Raw genomic sequence first — 15,144 nt, 5'->3', positions numbered from 1 at the left:
ACGCCGTGCAACGGCGATCGCCACACGGTAGCCGTGATCGAACGGCCGGGCTCGCCACGACCGTGGATTCCGGGGTGCCGATCCATGGCGGATCCACGGCCGGGTCTCAGTCACTCCACAGGTTCGGCTGGTGGACTCGTCGGTGTCGGCGCAGGACCGGAAGCGGCTCGCCGGCGATCGACGGGGACGTCCGAGTGGCCCCGCGGCCCGGCGCTGGGGAGCGGCCGGTGCCGCGGCGGAACTCGGTACAGCCGTGCGGGGCCGGCCGGCGCTGGGGAGCAGCCGGCCGGTCCCCGCACGGCAGCTCCGTCGTGTGCCCTCTCCGGATCGGGTCGCACCCGACCATCGTCATCGAACTTTTGTTCGACTATGCTCGGCATGTGGGCTGGCAGAATCCGGATGTCCCGTGGTCCGAGCTGGAGGGTGCGCTCTCCGGCCGTGCGGTGACCGGTTCGTCCCTGCGCGGTGGCCCGGAGGAGGGCGACGGGGGCGACTCACCGGCCTGGTCGGCGCACCGTGGCCCCTACGAGCCGCCCGAGGGGCTGCGCCCGGCCGCGGCGGGTGCGGTGCCCTATGCGGAGCTGCACTGCCACTCGCACTTCAGCTTCCTCGACGGCGCGAGCTCCCCGGAGGAGCTGGTCGAGCGGGCCGCCGAGCTGGGGCTGGAGGCGGTCGCGCTCACCGACCACGACGGCATGTACGGCGTGGTCCGGTTCGCCGAGGCGGCCCGGGCGCTCGGGATGCGGACCGTGTTCGGGGCCGAGCTGAGCCTGGGCCTGTCCGCCCCGCAGGCCGGCGTCGCCGACCCGGAGGGAGAGCACCTGCTCCTGCTGGCCCGCGGCCCATCGGGCTACCGGGCGTTGTGCCGCACGATCTCCGCCGCGCAGATGCGCGGCGGCGAGAAGGGCCGCCCGGTCTACGACCTCGACGAGGTGGTCGCCGACACCGCGGGTGCGGTGGTCGTGCTCACCGGCTGCCGCAAGGGCGCGGTGCGCCGGGCACTCGACCGGGGCGGGCCGGCGGCGGCCGCAGTCGCGCTGGAGAACCTGGCGCAGCGGTTCGGCCGGGAGCACGTCCGGGTCGAGCTGACCGCGCACGGCGATCCGTGCGACACCGAGCGGAACGACGCGCTGGCCGCGCTGGCCGCCGCGGCCGGGATCGGCACCGTCGCGACCACCGCCGCGCACTACGCGACGCCGGACCGGGCGCCGCTGGCCGCTACGGTCGCCGCGGTGCGGGCCCGCCGCGGCCTGGACGAGATCGATCCCTGGCTGCCCGTCGCGGGCACCGCGCACCTGCGGTCGGGGGCGGAGATGGCGCTGCGGTTCGACGACCGGTATCCGGGCGCGGTCGCCCGGGCCGCGGAGCTGGGCCGGGAACTGGCGTTCGAGCTGCATCTGGTCGCCCCGGACCTGCCACCGTTCGACGTGCCGCCGGGGGAGACCGAGGCGACCTGGCTGCGGAAGCTGACCCGGATCGGCGTCATGACCCGGTACGGCAGCGAGGCCGAGCATCCGTTCGCCGCGCACACCGTGCAGCGTGAGCTGGCGATCATCGAACAGAAGAACTTCCCCGGCTACTTCCTGATCGTGCACGACATCGTGGACTTCTGCCGTCGCTCGGGGATCTTCTGCCAGGGCCGGGGATCCGCGGCGAACTCCGCGGTCTGTTACGCGCTGGGCATCACGAACGTCGACGCGGTACGCCACGGTCTGCTGTTCGAGCGGTTCCTGTCGCCGGACCGGGACGGTTACCCCGACATCGATCTGGACATCGAGTCCGGTCGCCGGGAGGAGGCCATCCAGTACGTGTACCGCCGCTACGGCCGGTTGTTCGCCGCGCAGGTCGCGAACGTCATCACCTATCGCCCGCGGTCGGCGGTCCGAGACACCGCCCGGGCGCTCGGGTTCTCACCCGGCCAGCAGGACGCATGGAGCAAGCGGGTGGAGCGGTGGCACGCCCTGGAGGCGGAGGCGCTGCCGCAGGACATGCCCGATCGGCTCGTCGAGCTCGCCGGGCAGCTGATGGGGGCGCCCCGGCATCTGGGCATCCACTCCGGCGGGATGGTCATCTGCGACCGGCCGGTGTCCGAGGTCGTCCCGGTGGAGTGGGCCCGGATGGCGGACCGGACGGTCGTGCAGTGGGACAAGGAGGACTGCGCCTCCGCGGGGCTGGTCAAGTTCGACCTGCTCGGCCTGGGGATGCTCACCGCGCTGCACCTGATGGTGGATCTGGTGGCCCGGCACGACGGCACCCGGATCGAGCTGCACGAGATCGGCGAGTCCGATCCGGAGGTCTACGCGATGCTGTCGCGGGCCGACTCGGTCGGGGTGTTCCAGGTGGAGTCCCGGGCCCAGATGGCGACGCTGCCGCGGCTGCGCCCGCGCGAGTTCTACGACCTGGTCGTCGAGGTCGCGCTGATCCGGCCCGGCCCGATCCAGGGCGGCTCGGTGCATCCCTACATCCGCCGCCGCAACGGTCTGGAGGACTGGGAGCACGATCACGAGCTGCTGAAACCGGCACTGGACAAGACCCTGGGCATTCCGCTGTTCCAGGAGCAGATGATGCAGATCGCGGTCGACGTCGCCGGGTTCTCCGCCGCCGAGGCCGACGAGCTGCGCCGGGCGATGGGGGCCAAACGCTCCACCGAGCGGATGGAGCGGCTGCGCGATCGGTTCTTCGACGGGATGGCGGCGAACGGGATCACTGGTGAGCTGGCGTCGAGGATCTTCACCAGGATGCTGGCGTTCGCGAACTTCGGGTTCCCGGAGAGCCATTCGATCAGCTTCGCGGCGCTCGTCTACTACTCGGCCTGGTTCAAGCGCTACCACCCGGCGGCCTTCTGCGCGGCGCTGCTCAACGCCCAGCCGATGGGTTTCTACTCGCCGCAGTCGCTGGTCGCCGACGCGCGACGGCACGGGGTGCTGGTCCGCGGGCCGGACGTGAACTCCGGCGGGGCCGACGCGATCCTGCAGGCGGTGGGCGAGGACGAGCCGGAGAGCACCGGCGGATGGGCGATCCGGCTCGGCCTGTCCGGGATCCGGACGATCGGCTCCGAACTCGCCGGGGTGATCGAGGCGGAACGGGCCGCGGCGGGGTCGTTCGCCGATCTCGCGGACCTGGCCCGCCGGGTCCGGTTGACCGGACCGCAGGCCGAGGCGCTGGCTACCGCCGGTGCGTTCGGCTGCTTCGGGGTGGACCGGCGGGAGGCACTGTGGGCGGCCGGTGTGGTCGCGGGGGTGCGTCCGGAACACCTGCCGGGGACCGCCGTCGGCCTGGCGGCGCCCGCGTTGCCCGGGATGACCGAGGCCGAGCTGACCGTCTCCGACGTCTGGGCCACCGGTGTCTCTCCGGACAGTCATCCGGTGCAGCACCTGCGCGCCGAGCTCGATGCGCTCGGTGCGGTCCGGATCGACCGGCTCGACGCCGTCGGGCGCCGGGAGCAGGCCCGCCGGAACGAGCATCAGCACCGGTCCGGGCCGGACGCACCGCCCCGAGTGCTGGTCGGAGGTCTGGTCACGCACCGGCAGCGTCCGGCGACGGCGGGCGGGGTGACGTTCGTGAACCTGGAGGACGAGTCCGGGATGCTCAACGTGACCTGTTCGGAGGGGCTGTGGGCCCGGTACCGGTCGGTGGCGCTGGGCAGTGCCGCGCTGCTGGTGCGCGGCCGGCTGGAACGCAGCCCGGAGGGGGTGCTGAACCTGCTGGCCGATCGGTTGCAGCGGATGCCGCTGGCGGTCACGGTGCGGTCTCGCGACTTCCGCTGAGGCGCCCACCCCCGCAAGGGTGGGCGCCCCGGCGCGGTCAGGACCGGACGAGCGGATTGCCCATCGCCATCGCGCGTCCACCGAGGGTCTGACCGAACGCGTCGAACAGGATGTAGGCGAACACCGCGCAGAACGCGAACGTGGTGATCCCGGCGATCGGGAAGAGCCCGGCGTTTCCGGCCGTCACCCCCAGGTAGGCGAGCACGAACGTGATGTCGACCAGTACGAACCCGATGGTGAACATCAGCGGCAGCCGCAGGGTGGCCAGCGTCAGCAGGATGAAGACCAGGGTGAACGACAGCAGGTAGGTCGACTGGATGGATCCGATCTGGGCGGTGGACAGCGCCTCACCGGTGCCCGCATCGATGATCCAGCCGTTGTTCAGTGCCATCAGCAGCACGCCGAAGCTGGTCCAGAACGCGGAGAAGACCCCGAAGATCGCGGCGGAGACGCTGTCCCCGACCCGCAGGGCGGAGATCGCGGCGATCATCATGAACAGGCCGGCCGAGAAGGTCAGAGCGGGAATCATCCCGCCGGGCAGTGCGGTGGTGTCGAGGTAGCCGACGAACCACAGCCCCAGCGTGATGCCCGCGGGCAGGAAACAGATCAGGCCCAGCAGTGCGGGGTTGGCGGTCGGCGGTGCAACCGCCGCGGGCGGTGCCGCGGGGGCTGCAGCGGCGGTCTCGCTCTCCACGCTCATGGGTAACTCCTCGTCGAGTTGTGGCCGGTCCGGCACCGGCTGTGTGATTCTGCTCTCGTCGAGATCGTTTCCGGCCCCTCCGGAGGACCAGACCGCGCCCCCTCCTCCAGATGCACGCTCCGCGCGAATCTGCGCAGGTCACGGTCCGGTGTTCCACTACCTTCCCGGCACGTACGCGCCATTCGATCAGGTTCGGTGACCTGTCCGGGTACCTGCGAGGATGGCCGGGTGAGCGCACGGGTGATGGACGGCAAGGCGACGCTGGCGGACCTGCTGGAGGACCTGCGGTCGCGGGTGGAGAAGCTGGTGGCGGCGGGGGTGACCCCCGGGCTGGGCACCGTGCTGGTCGGGGACGATCCCGGTTCGCAGGCCTATGTGCGGGGTAAGCACCGGGACTGCGCCAAGGTGGGGATCACCTCGCTGCAGCGTGAGCTGCCCGCCGACGCGAGCCAGGCGCAGGTCGAGGACGTGATCGACGAGCTGAACGCGGACCCGTCCTGCACCGGGTTCATCGTGCAGCTGCCGCTGCCCGCCGGGCTCGATGCGGGTGCTGCGCTGGAGCGGGTCGACCCGGCCAAGGACGCCGACGGCCTGCACCCGGTCAACCTGGGGCGTCTGGTGCTCGGCGAGCCGGGCCCGCTGCCGTGCACCCCGCGCGGGATCGTGGAGCTGTGCCGCCGCTTCGACGTGGAGCTCGACGGCGCCCGGGTGGTGGTCGTCGGTCGTGGTGTGACGGTCGGGCGTCCGCTCGGCCTGCTGCTGACCCGCCGCAGCGAGAACGCGACGGTGACCCTCTGCCACACCGGTACCCGTGACCTGTCGGCGCACCTGAGGGAGGCCGACGTCGTGGTCGCAGCGGCGGGGAAGGCCGGACTGATCGGCGCGGACCAGATCCGGCCGGGTGCCACGGTGCTGGACGTCGGTGTCACCCGGACCGATCTCGGTCTGGTCGGGGACGTCTCTCCGGAGGTGGCCGAGGTGGCCGGGAAGCTGGCCCCGATGCCCGGTGGCGTGGGCCCGATGACGCGGGGGATGCTTCTGACGAACGTCGTCGAGGCAGCCGAACGCAGCTTGTCGGAGTGAGCAGCCGGACCGGGCACGGACTGCGGGCCCGCCTGCGTGCGCACTGGCCGCTGCTCGTGGTGCTCCTGATCGCCCTGGTCGGTCTGCAGCGGGTGGTGACCGAGCACTGGCGGGAGGGCTCCGCGCTGTTCGCGGTGGCGTTGCTGGTCGCGACCGGCTTGCGGGTCACGCTGCCGCAGGACCGGGTGGGGCTGCTCGCGATCCGCGGCCGGTACACCGACGCACTGATCTACGGCGGATTCGGTGTCGCGGTCCTGCTGCTCGCCCTGACGATCACCAGCAGCTCGCTCACGGTCAGCTGACCGCGGACCGGCCGGCGGCGCCGCTCAGCGCCGGGTGTCGCCGGGGGTGGCGGGACTGGCCGGGCGCCGGGTCGGCGGACGGCGCGGACCGGCCGGTCGCTTGCTGCCGGGCCGGCCGGGGCCGGTGCTGGTGGCGCTCGGCGGGACCGGCCGGGCGGGGCGGGGGTCCCGGGGCGGCGCGGTCGTCGGGTGCTCGATAATGATCATCGCTATCGAGATTCTACCGGCGCGGTGCGCACGCTCGGTGACCGGGGATGGTCCGGACGGGTCGATGATCATCCCGGGCGATCGTCGTTGATCACCCGATGATCGCAACGAAGATCGTCGAATGCACCCGACCGGCGGTGCCGTGCCCCGATCCGGATATCGGATCGCGAACTCTGCGTCAGGGCTGCTGCCGGGTCGGCAGGGTGAGGATCTCGGCGCCGTCGCGGGTGATCGCGATCGTGTGCTCGCTGTGTGCGGTGCGGCAGCCGGTCGCGCTCCGGAGGGTCCAGCCGTCCTCGTCGGTGACCAGCTCGTCGGTGTCCGCCATCACCCACGGCTCGAGCGCCAGCAGCAGTCCGGGGCGCAACCGGTAGCCGCGCCCGGGGCGTCCGGTGTTCGTGATGTGCGGATCCTGGTGCATCGTCGTGCCGATGCCGTGCCCGCCGAACTGGGTGTTGATCGCATACCCCAGCCCGCCGAGTACCGAGCCGATGGCGTGGGAGATGTCGCCGATGCGGGCTCCCGGGCGGGCGGCCGCGATCCCGGCGGCCAGTGCCTGTTCGGTCGCGTCGATCAGCGCGAGGCTCGCCGCTTCGGCGTGGTCACCCACGACGAAACTGATGGCGGAGTCCGCGGCGATCCCGTCCACGGTGAGCGCGAGATCGAGGGTGAGCAGGTCGCCGTCGGCGAGCCGTCGGTCGTGCGGGCGTCCGTGCAGGACGGCGTCGTTGACGGCCGTGCAGACGTGGTGGCCGAACGGGCCGCGCCCGAAGGACGGCGCGTAGTCGACGTAGCAGGACGTCCCGCCGCCCTCGGCGATCAGGGTGGCGGCCAGCCGGTCGAGATCCAGCAGGTTCGTGCCGGGCGTGCTGTGGCTGCGCAGCTCCTGCAGGACGTCGGCGACCAGTGCGCCGGCGGACCGTGCGCGGGCGACTTCTGCGGGGTTCAGGATCTCGATCACGGGTGCCCTCCGGCGGCGTCCAATAACAATACCGGTCAAACTGTACCGGTACTATCATCGGCGTCATGGTCAGGCTTCCGCTCACCCCCGCCGAGATCGAGCGCGGTCGTCGCCTCGGCTGTCTCCTCCGCACGGCCAGGGGGAGGCGCTCGATGCTCGACACCGCGCTGGACGCCGGCGTCTCGCCGGAGACGCTCCGCAAGATCGAGTCCGGCCGGGTCGCCACCCCCGCCTTCCCGACGATCGCGGCGATCGCCGACGTCCTCGGTCTCTCGCTGGACGAGGTGTGGGCCGAGATCTCCCGCCCGGAGGTCGCGGCGACGGCGCCGCCTGCGGCGTAGCGGCGACGCGACGAGGGCCCGTCCTGACCGGACGGGCCCTCGTGCGCTGCGGGTGCGGGTAGCGGATCAGGCCTTGCCGGCGAACCCGTCGATCGTGGCGTTGAAGGTGGCGCTCGGGCGCATCACCTCGTCGACCCGGGCCCGGTCCACGTAGTAGTAACCGCCCAGGTCGACCGGCTCGCCCTGGACCGCGTTCAGCTCGGCGACGATCGCCTCCTCCTGCTCACCGAGGGTGCCGGCGAGCGGGGCGAACACCGCCGCCAGCTCCGGGTCCTCGGTCTGCGCGGCGAGCGCCTGCGCCCAGTAGAGCGCGACGTAGAAGTGGCTGCCCCGGTTGTCCAGCTCGCCGGCCTTGCGCGAGGGGGACTTCCCGTTCTCCAGCAGCTTGCCGGTCGCCTCGTCCAGGGTCTGGCCGAGCAGCTTCGCGCGGAGCGGGTCCGGCGACTTCGAGGCCAGCATCTCCAGCGACACGGCCAGCGCCAGGAACTCGCCGAGCGAGTCCCACCGCAGGTGGTTCTCCTTCTGCAGCTGCTGGACGTGCTTCGGGGCCGAACCGCCTGCGCCGGTCTCGAACAGGCCGCCGCCGTTCATCAGCGGGACGATCGAGAGCATCTTCGCCGAGGTGCCCAGCTCGAGGATGGGGAACAGGTCGGTCAGGTAGTCGCGCAGCACGTTGCCGGTGACCGAGATGGTGTCCTCGCCCTTGCGGGCGCGCTCCAGGGTGTAGCGGGTCGCCTCGGCGACATCGAGGATCTCGATGGTCAGGCCGTCGGTGTCGTGCTCGCCCAGGTACTTCTCGACCTTGGCGATCAGCTGCGCGTCGTGGGCGCGCGCGGAGTCCAGCCAGAACACGGCGGGGGAGCCGGTCGCGCGGGCCCGCTCGACGGCGAGACCGACCCAGTTGCGGATCGGGGCGTCCTTGGTCTGGCAGGCGCGCCAGATGTCGCCCTCGGCGACCTCGTGCGACAGCCGGACCTCGCCCGAGCCGGCGTCGACCACCCGGACGGTGCCCGCCGACGCGATCTCGAAGGTCTTGTCGTGGCTGCCGTACTCCTCGGCCTTCTGCGCCATCAGGCCGACGTTCGGGACGGTGCCCATCGTCGTCGGGTCGAAGGCGCCGTTGGCGATGCAGTGCTTGACGGTCTCGTCGTACAGCTCGGCGTAGGACGAGTCCGGGATGACGAACTTGGCGTCCTGGGTCGCGTCGTCGGCGTTCCACATCTGGCCCGACGACCGGATCGCGGCCGGCATCGAGGCGTCGATGATCACGTCGCTCGGCACGTGCAGGTTGGTGATCCCGCGCGCGGAGTCGACCTGGGCCAGCGCCGGGCCGGTGGCGTAGGCGTCGTCGATCGCCTTCTCGATCGCGGCCCGCTTGTCGGCGGGCAGCTTCTCGATCGCGGACAGCACCGACGCCAGGCCGTCGTCCGGGTCGGCGCCGACCGACGCCAGGTCCTCGCCGTAGGTCTCGAAGACCTCCGGGAAGTAGGCCCGCACCGCGTGCCCGAAGATGATCGGGTCGGAGACCTTCATCATCGTGGCCTTGAGGTGCACCGAGAACAGGACGCCCTGCTCCTTCGCCTCGGCGATCTGCTCGGTCAGGAAGCTGCGCAGGGCCTCCTTGCGGAGTACGGCGCCGTCGATCACCTCGCCCTCGAGGACCTTCACCGATTCCTTGAGGACGCTGACGGTGCCGTCGGCGGCCACGTGCTCGATCCGCACGGCGCCGTCGGACGGCGCGGTGAACGACGTCTCGGAGTGCCGGAAGTCCCCGTCGGACATGGTCGCGACGTGGCTGCGCGAATCGGCGCTCCAGGCACCCATCGAGTGCGGGTGCTTGCGCGCGAAGTTCTTCACCGACAGCGGCGCGCGCCGGTCGGAGTTGCCCTCGCGCAGTACCGGGTTGACCGCGGAGCCCTTGACCGAGTCGTAGGCGGCGCGGGCGGCCCGCTCCTCGTCGGTCCCGGGGTTCTCCGGGTAGTCCGGGATCGCGTACCCGCCGGCCTGCAGCTCCCGGATCGCGGCCTTGAGCTGCGGGATCGAGGCACTGATGTTGGGCAGCTTGATGATGTTGGCGTCCGGCGTGGTCGCCAGCTCGCCCAGCTCGGCGAGCGCGTCCGGTACGCGCTGCGCGTCGGTCAGCCGGTCCGGGAACTTCGCCAGGATCCGGCCGGCCAGCGAGATGTCGCGGGTCTCCACGTCGACCCCGGCCTGCCCGGCGAACGCCTCGATGACCGGCAGGAAGGAATGGGTCGCCAGCGCAGGCGCTTCGTCGGTGTACGTGTAGATGAGCTTCATCGCGTGTCTGGCCTGCCTCGGCTCGTCGTCGGATCTCCTGCGACGGGTGGCGCGGGGGGACGAGCCCGGGGTGACCGGGCGGGTCCCCGGCGCGGCGACCCGCATCTGCGCGCACACGCTATCCCGCACCCACCCCGCGACGCCCGCAGGAGTAACCGGTCCGACACCCCGGTCGGTGGATCTCCCCGCCGTGCCGGAGCGGTTACCGTACGTGCGACGACGGTGGCGGGAAGGGGACCACACGCGTGGCGAAGGTGAAGCTCGGGCTGTCCCGGAAGTCGTTGCTGACCGGCTGGCCGCTGGTCGGCCTGATCGGGGTCGGTCTGACCGCGATCGCCCTGGGCTACGGCGGTGCGACCGGGAGCCTGGAGAACGCGTGCACGGTGACCGTCCAGGCGGCCGAGGTGACCGTCCGGGCCGCGCCGAGCGCGACCGCGCAGGCGGTGGAGACCCTCCGCAACGGCCAGGAGGTCCCGGCCGAGGCGATCGTCGACACCGGGTTCCGCAAGCTCACCGGCGGCGAGCGGTGGGTCCCGTCGGACAGCGTCGCCGCGACGGCGGGGAGCGTCTGCTGAGCCCGTTCCGGGCGGTGGCGGACGGTGCGGGAGAGTAGGCGGGTGGTTGCCGTCCGTGTTCTCAGCACCGTGAACGTCAACGGCGTCCGGGCCGCCTCGACCAAGGGGTTGCTCGACTGGCTGGCGGGTACCGCGGCCGACGTCGTCTGTCTGCAGGAGGTCCGGGCCCGCCCCGAGGAGCTGCCCGAGGCCTTCCGGGCGACCCTCGACGAGCACGGCTGGCACCTGCGGATGGCGCCGTCGGAGACCGCGAAGGGCCGCAACGGCGTCGCGGTGCTGAGCCGGGCCGAGCCGGAGGCGGTGCGGGTCGGGTTCGGCGATCCGGCCACCGACCTCGACGGCCGCTACCTCGAGGTCGACCTGCCCGGCGGGGTCACCGTCGGGTCGCTCTACCTGCCGAAGGGGCTCGCCGGGACCGAGAAGCAGGACGCCAAGGACGCGTTCTGCAAGACCTTCGGGGATCACTTGCGTACCGCGTTCGGCCGGTGCGTGGCCACCGGCCGCGAGATGGTCGTGGCCGGCGACTGGAACATCGCACCGACCGAGCTGGACCTGCGGAACTGGCGGGGCAACCGGAAGAACTCGGGCTTCCTGCCGCACGAGCGGGCCTGGTACGCGGGGCTGCTGGAGCACGGCTGGGCCGATCTGGTCCGCGACCAGCACCCGGACGTCGACGGGCCGTACTCGTGGTGGAGCTACCGCGGGCGGGCCTTCGACAACGACGTGGGCTGGCGGATCGACCACCTGCTCGGCACACCCGGTGTCGCGGCCGCCGCGACCGGCGCCGCCGTCGAGCGGGCGCCGTCGCACGACCGGCGCTGGTCCGACCACGCCCCGGTGACGGTCCGGCTGGGGGAACCCGGATGACCGGGACCGGCGTCGTCGGCGGCCGTTACGTGCTGCTCGACGCACTGGACCGGCGGGGTCTCGGCCCGGTCCGCCGTGCCGAGGACCGGATCACCGGACGATCGGTGGCGGTCACCGAGATCGCGGTTCCGGCGCACGGCGACGGCCTGCGGGAGCGTCTGCTCGACGAGGTGCGGGCCGCGGGCCGGCTGCAGCATCCCGGGGTGGTCGGCGTCCTCGACCTGATCACCGACCGGACCCCGGACGGTGCGCTGCGCGAGTACCTGGTCACCGAGCATCCGGACGCCCGGCCGCTGAGCGGGCTCGTCGAGGGTGGACCGATCGCCCCGAACCGGGCTGCGGCGATCGGCCGGGACGTGCTCGCGGCGCTGCGCGCCGTGCACGCCGACGGCGGCACCCACGGCGGCCTCGATCCGGACTGCGTGCTGCTGGCCCCGGACGGCTCCGCGCTGGTCACCGATCTCGGCCTGGCCCGCGCCGTCGGCCGGGCACCGGGGATGTTCGCCCCGCCCGAGCGTCGCGACGGGATCGGCGACTCCCCGGCGGCCGACCTGTGGAGCCTCGGTGCCCTGCTGCAGCACACCGCGGGCAGGCGGATCCCGCCCGGTGGCCCGCTGGAGCGGGCGATCGCCGGGCTGACCGCCGCCGAGCCCGCGGACCGGTCCGGCCCGGACGAGGCGCAGGCGTTGCTGGAGCGGGCCGCCCGGCCCCGCCCGGCCGGTGGTGACCAGGACCGCAACCGCCGGATCCTGCTGGTGGTGGCCGGGCTGTTGCTGGTCGCGGTCGTCGCGATGCTGCTCTGGGCGACCCGCTGAAAACCGGTGGAGACGGTCGGCAGGATGGGGTCATGACCGAGCACCCCGCCGACCATCCGCGGGTCGCCGCGGTGAAGGAGGCGCTGCGCGCCGCGGGCGCCGATCCGGCGTCGATCGCCGGGATGATCCTGCTCCCGGACGCGGTGACCACCGCTGCCGCTGCGGCCGCGGCGCTCGACGTGGAGGTCGGCCAGATCGCCAACTCGCTGGTGTTCGATGCCGACGGCGAGCCGCTGCTCGTGCTCACCTCGGGGCGGCACCGGGTGCACACCGGCCGGGTTGCGGCCCTGATCGGGGCGCGGACCGTCGGCCGTGCCGACCGGGACCTGGTGAAGGCGGCCACCGGGCAGGTCATCGGCGGGGTGGCGCCGGTCGGGCATCCGGCTCCGCTGCGCACGCTGGTCGACGTCGCGCTCGACGACTACGACCGGGTCTGGGCGGCCGGCGGGGTCGCACGGTCGGTGTTCCCGACGACGTTCGCCGAGCTCGTCACCGTCACCGGGGGTGCGGCGGCACAGGTCGGAGAGTGACCCGCGCCACGTGTTGAGTACCCGTTGAGGATCGACGGTCGCTGTGGTGATGCGGGAAACCTACTGTGGGTCCATGGCCGACACTCCTGCCGTCTCCGTTCCGGCCGAGGCCGCCCCGCCCGCCTCCGCGATCCGGCGGGCGCTGCGGCGCGTCCGGGACGGGGCGACGCTGGACGTCACCGAGGCCGCGGTGCTGCTCGCCGCGCGCGGTGACGATCTCGACGAACTGCTCACGCACGCGGGCCGGGTGCGCGACGCGGGGCTGGTCGAGGAAGGGCGCCCCGGCGTCGTCACCTACTCCCGCAACGTGTTCATCCCGCTGACCCGGCTGTGTCGGGACCGGTGCCACTACTGCACGTTCGCGACGGTGCCGCACCGGCTCGAGTCGATGTTCCTGGAGCGCGACGAGGTCGTCGAGATCGCCCGTCAGGGCGCCGCGCAGGGATGCAAGGAAGCGCTGTTCACCCTCGGCGACCGGCCGGAGGACCGCTGGCCGCAGGCCCGCGAGTGGCTCGACGCCCGCGGCTACGAGTCCACCCTCGACTACGTCCGGGCGTGCGCGATCGCGGTGCTGGAGGAGACCGGGCTGCTGCCGCACCTCAACCCGGGCGTCATGTCCTGGGAGGAGGCGACCCGGCTCAAGCCGGTCGCGGCCAGCATGGGAATGATGCTGGAGACCACCTCGCAGCGGCTGTTCGAGAAGGGCGGCCCGCACTTCGGCAGCCCCGACAAGGAGCCCGCGGTCCGGCTGCGCGCGCTGACCGACGCCGGCCGGGTCGGCATCCCCTTCACCACCGGCATCCTGATCGGGATCGGGGAGAACCGCACCGAGCGGGCCGAGTCGCTGTTCGCGATCCGCTCCACCGCGCGGGCGCACGGGCACGTGCAGGAGGTGATCGTCCAGAACTTCCGGGCCAAGCCGGACACCGCGATGGCGCACGACCCGGACGCCGATCTCGACGACCTGGCCGCGACGATCGCCGTCGCCCGCGTGGTGCTCGGCCCGAAGATCCGGCTGCAGGCCCCGCCGAACCTGGTCGGCGAGGAGTTCGGACTGATGGTGCGCGCCGGCATCGACGACTGGGGCGGGGTGTCCCCGGTGACCGTGGACCACGTGTCCCCGGAGCGGCCGTGGCCGGCCGTCGACGAGCTGGCCCGGGTCACCGCCGCCGAGGGCTTCGAGCTGCGGGAGCGGCTCACCGCCTACCCGAAGTACGTGCGGGCCGGGTCGCCGTGGATCGACACCCGGCTGCACGGTCACGTCGCCGCGCTCGCGACCGCCGACGGGCTCGCGGATCCGGACGCCGTCGTCGAGGGGCGGTCCTGGCAGGAGCCCGACGGCGGGTTCGCCTCCACCGGGCGCACCGACCTGAACAGCACCATCGACACGACCGGGCGCACCGACGACCGGCGCGGTGACTTCGGCTCCGTCTACGGCGACTGGGACTCGGTCGCCGCCGAGCTGGCCGAGCAGCGCTCCCGGGCACCCGAGCGGCTCGAGGGCGACGTGAAGGTGGGTCTGGAGCTGGCAGCGTCCGACCCGGCGGCGCTGCTCGACCCGGCGCACGCCGCGGCGGCGATGGCGGTGCTCACCGCCGACGGGTCGGCGCTGCAGACCCTCGTGCGGCTCGCCGACGACGTCCGCCGGTCGGTGAACGGCGACGACGTCACCTACGTCGTCAACCGGAACATCAATTTCTCGAACGTCTGCTACGTCGGCTGCCGGTTCTGCGCGTTCGCCCAGCGTGAGCGGGACGCCGACGCGTTCCGGCTCTCCCTCGACGAGGTCGCCGCGCGGGCCGCCGACGCCGCCCGGGACGGCGCGACCGAGGTCTGTATGCAGGGCGGGATCGACCCGCAGCTGCCCACCTCGTTCTACGGGGACCTGGTCCGTGGGGTGCACGAGGCCGTGCCCGGGATGCACGTGCACGCGTTCTCCCCGATGGAGATCGTCTCGGCGGCGGCCAAGGCCGGCGTGTCGATCCGGGAGTGGCTCACCGAGTTGAAGGCCGCCGGCCTCGGCTCGATCCCGGGCACCGCCGCGGAGATCCTCGACGACGAGGTCCGCTGGGTGCTCACCAAGGGCAAGCTCCCAGCGTCGCAGTGGATCGAGGTCGTGTCGACGGCGCACGAGCTGGGCATCCCGTCGTCGTCGACGATGATGTACGGCCACGTCGACGAGCCCCGGCACTGGCTCGGACACCTGCGCACGCTGGCGTCGATCCAGGACCGGACCGGGGGCTTCACCGAGTTCGTGCCGCTGCCGTTCGTGCACCACAACTCGCCGATCTACCTCGCGGGCCTCGCCCGGCCGGGGCCGACCGAGCGGGACAACCGGGCGGTGCACGCGTTCGCCCGGCTCGCGTTGCACGGCCGGATCGACCACATCCAGGTGTCCTGGGTGAAGCTCGGCGACGATCTCGCCGCCGAGGTGCTCGCCGGTGGGGCCGACGACATGGGCGGCACCCTGATGGAGGAGACGATCAGCCGGATGGCCGGCTCGGAGAACGGCTCGGAACGCTCGGTGGAGGAGCTCACCGCGATCGCGCACGGTGCCGGGCGCCCGGTGCGGCAGCGGACGACCACCTACCGGGGGGAGCCGTCGGCGCTGACCCCGGCCCGGCCCCCCGGTCCGACGATGCTGCCCCTGACCCCGGCCTGATTCGCGGGCCGCCGCCTGCGCGGAGCCACCGCCGTA

At 72.7% G+C, this 15,144-nt stretch carries 12 protein-coding genes; 9 read left to right on the top strand and 3 right to left on the bottom strand.

The features are described 5' to 3' along the window. Positions 1-380 precede the first annotated feature (380 nt). Positions 381-3,767 (top strand): error-prone DNA polymerase, encoded by a 3,387-nt coding sequence (locus Pdca_RS28345; protein ID WP_085912676.1) that lies wholly within the window; start codon positions 381-383, stop codon positions 3,765-3,767. Between the two features lie 37 nt (positions 3,768-3,804). Here Pdca_RS28345 and Pdca_RS28340 read toward each other — a convergent pair whose 3' ends face one another. After that, positions 3,805-4,467 (bottom strand): GPR1/FUN34/YaaH family transporter, encoded by a 663-nt coding sequence (locus Pdca_RS28340; RefSeq protein WP_085912677.1) that lies wholly within the window; start codon positions 4,465-4,467, stop codon positions 3,805-3,807. 228 nt (positions 4,468-4,695) lie between these two features. Between Pdca_RS28340 and Pdca_RS28335 the strand changes: the two genes are divergently transcribed. Both Pdca_RS28335 and Pdca_RS28330 read left to right on the top strand, forming a co-directional pair. After that, complete coding sequence (locus Pdca_RS28335) at positions 4,696-5,550, top strand: bifunctional methylenetetrahydrofolate dehydrogenase/methenyltetrahydrofolate cyclohydrolase (RefSeq protein WP_085912678.1); 855 nt, start codon at positions 4,696-4,698, stop codon at positions 5,548-5,550. Then, positions 5,547-5,852, top strand: a complete 306-nt coding sequence (locus tag Pdca_RS28330) for a DUF3017 domain-containing protein (protein ID WP_085912679.1) — start codon at positions 5,547-5,549, stop codon at positions 5,850-5,852. The genes Pdca_RS28335 and Pdca_RS28330 overlap by 4 nt, the downstream gene beginning before the upstream one ends. Positions 5,853-6,237: 385 nt before the next feature. Here the strand turns inward: Pdca_RS28330 and map are convergent, their stop codons facing one another. Further along, positions 6,238-7,020, bottom strand: coding sequence for a type I methionyl aminopeptidase (map, locus tag Pdca_RS28325; protein WP_085912680.1), 783 nt, complete (start codon positions 7,018-7,020; stop codon positions 6,238-6,240). Between the two features lie 65 nt (positions 7,021-7,085). On the opposite strand from map, the gene Pdca_RS28320 reads away from it, so the two are divergent. Further along, positions 7,086-7,361, top strand: coding sequence for a helix-turn-helix transcriptional regulator (locus tag Pdca_RS28320; protein ID WP_085912681.1), 276 nt, complete (start codon positions 7,086-7,088; stop codon positions 7,359-7,361). A gap of 66 nt (positions 7,362-7,427) precedes the next feature. On the opposite strand, the gene Pdca_RS28315 is transcribed toward Pdca_RS28320, so the two are convergent. Continuing rightward, positions 7,428-9,659: an NADP-dependent isocitrate dehydrogenase gene (locus Pdca_RS28315; RefSeq protein WP_085912682.1), complete on the bottom strand. Its 2,232-nt coding sequence runs from the start codon at positions 9,657-9,659 to the stop codon at positions 7,428-7,430. A gap of 245 nt (positions 9,660-9,904) precedes the next feature. On the opposite strand from Pdca_RS28315, the gene Pdca_RS28310 reads away from it, so the two are divergent. From Pdca_RS28310 to Pdca_RS28290, 5 genes are all read left to right on the top strand, one after another. Then, positions 9,905-10,234 carry a hypothetical protein gene (locus Pdca_RS28310; RefSeq protein ID WP_085912683.1) on the top strand — a complete coding sequence of 110 codons (330 nt, stop codon included), beginning with the start codon at positions 9,905-9,907 and terminating at the stop codon, positions 10,232-10,234. Positions 10,235-10,303: 69 nt separating this feature from the next. Beyond that, positions 10,304-11,101 carry an exodeoxyribonuclease III gene (locus Pdca_RS28305; protein WP_232021253.1) on the top strand — a complete coding sequence of 266 codons (798 nt, stop codon included), beginning with the start codon at positions 10,304-10,306 and terminating at the stop codon, positions 11,099-11,101. Then, the gene (locus Pdca_RS28300) at positions 11,098-11,916 is read left to right on the top strand and encodes a protein kinase domain-containing protein (RefSeq protein ID WP_085912685.1); all 819 of its coding nucleotides are present in this window, start codon (positions 11,098-11,100) and stop codon (positions 11,914-11,916) included. The genes Pdca_RS28305 and Pdca_RS28300 overlap by 4 nt, the downstream gene beginning before the upstream one ends. Positions 11,917-11,948: 32 nt before the next feature. After that, positions 11,949-12,446, top strand: coding sequence for a YbaK/EbsC family protein (locus Pdca_RS28295; protein WP_085912686.1), 498 nt, complete (start codon positions 11,949-11,951; stop codon positions 12,444-12,446). A 73-nt stretch (positions 12,447-12,519) separates the two neighbouring features. Further along, on the top strand, positions 12,520-15,108 hold the full coding sequence (locus Pdca_RS28290) for a bifunctional FO biosynthesis protein CofGH (RefSeq protein WP_085912715.1): 2,589 nt from the start codon (positions 12,520-12,522) through the stop codon (positions 15,106-15,108). The last annotated feature ends 36 nt before the right edge of the window (positions 15,109-15,144 follow it).

Origin of the sequence: Pseudonocardia autotrophica (assembly GCF_003945385.1) — a bacterium.
GTDB classification, from domain to species: Bacteria; Actinomycetota; Actinomycetes; order Mycobacteriales; family Pseudonocardiaceae; genus Pseudonocardia; species Pseudonocardia autotrophica.
Note: the sequence above shows the minus strand (reverse complement) of the source record. Positions and strands in the feature narration are given on the sequence as shown.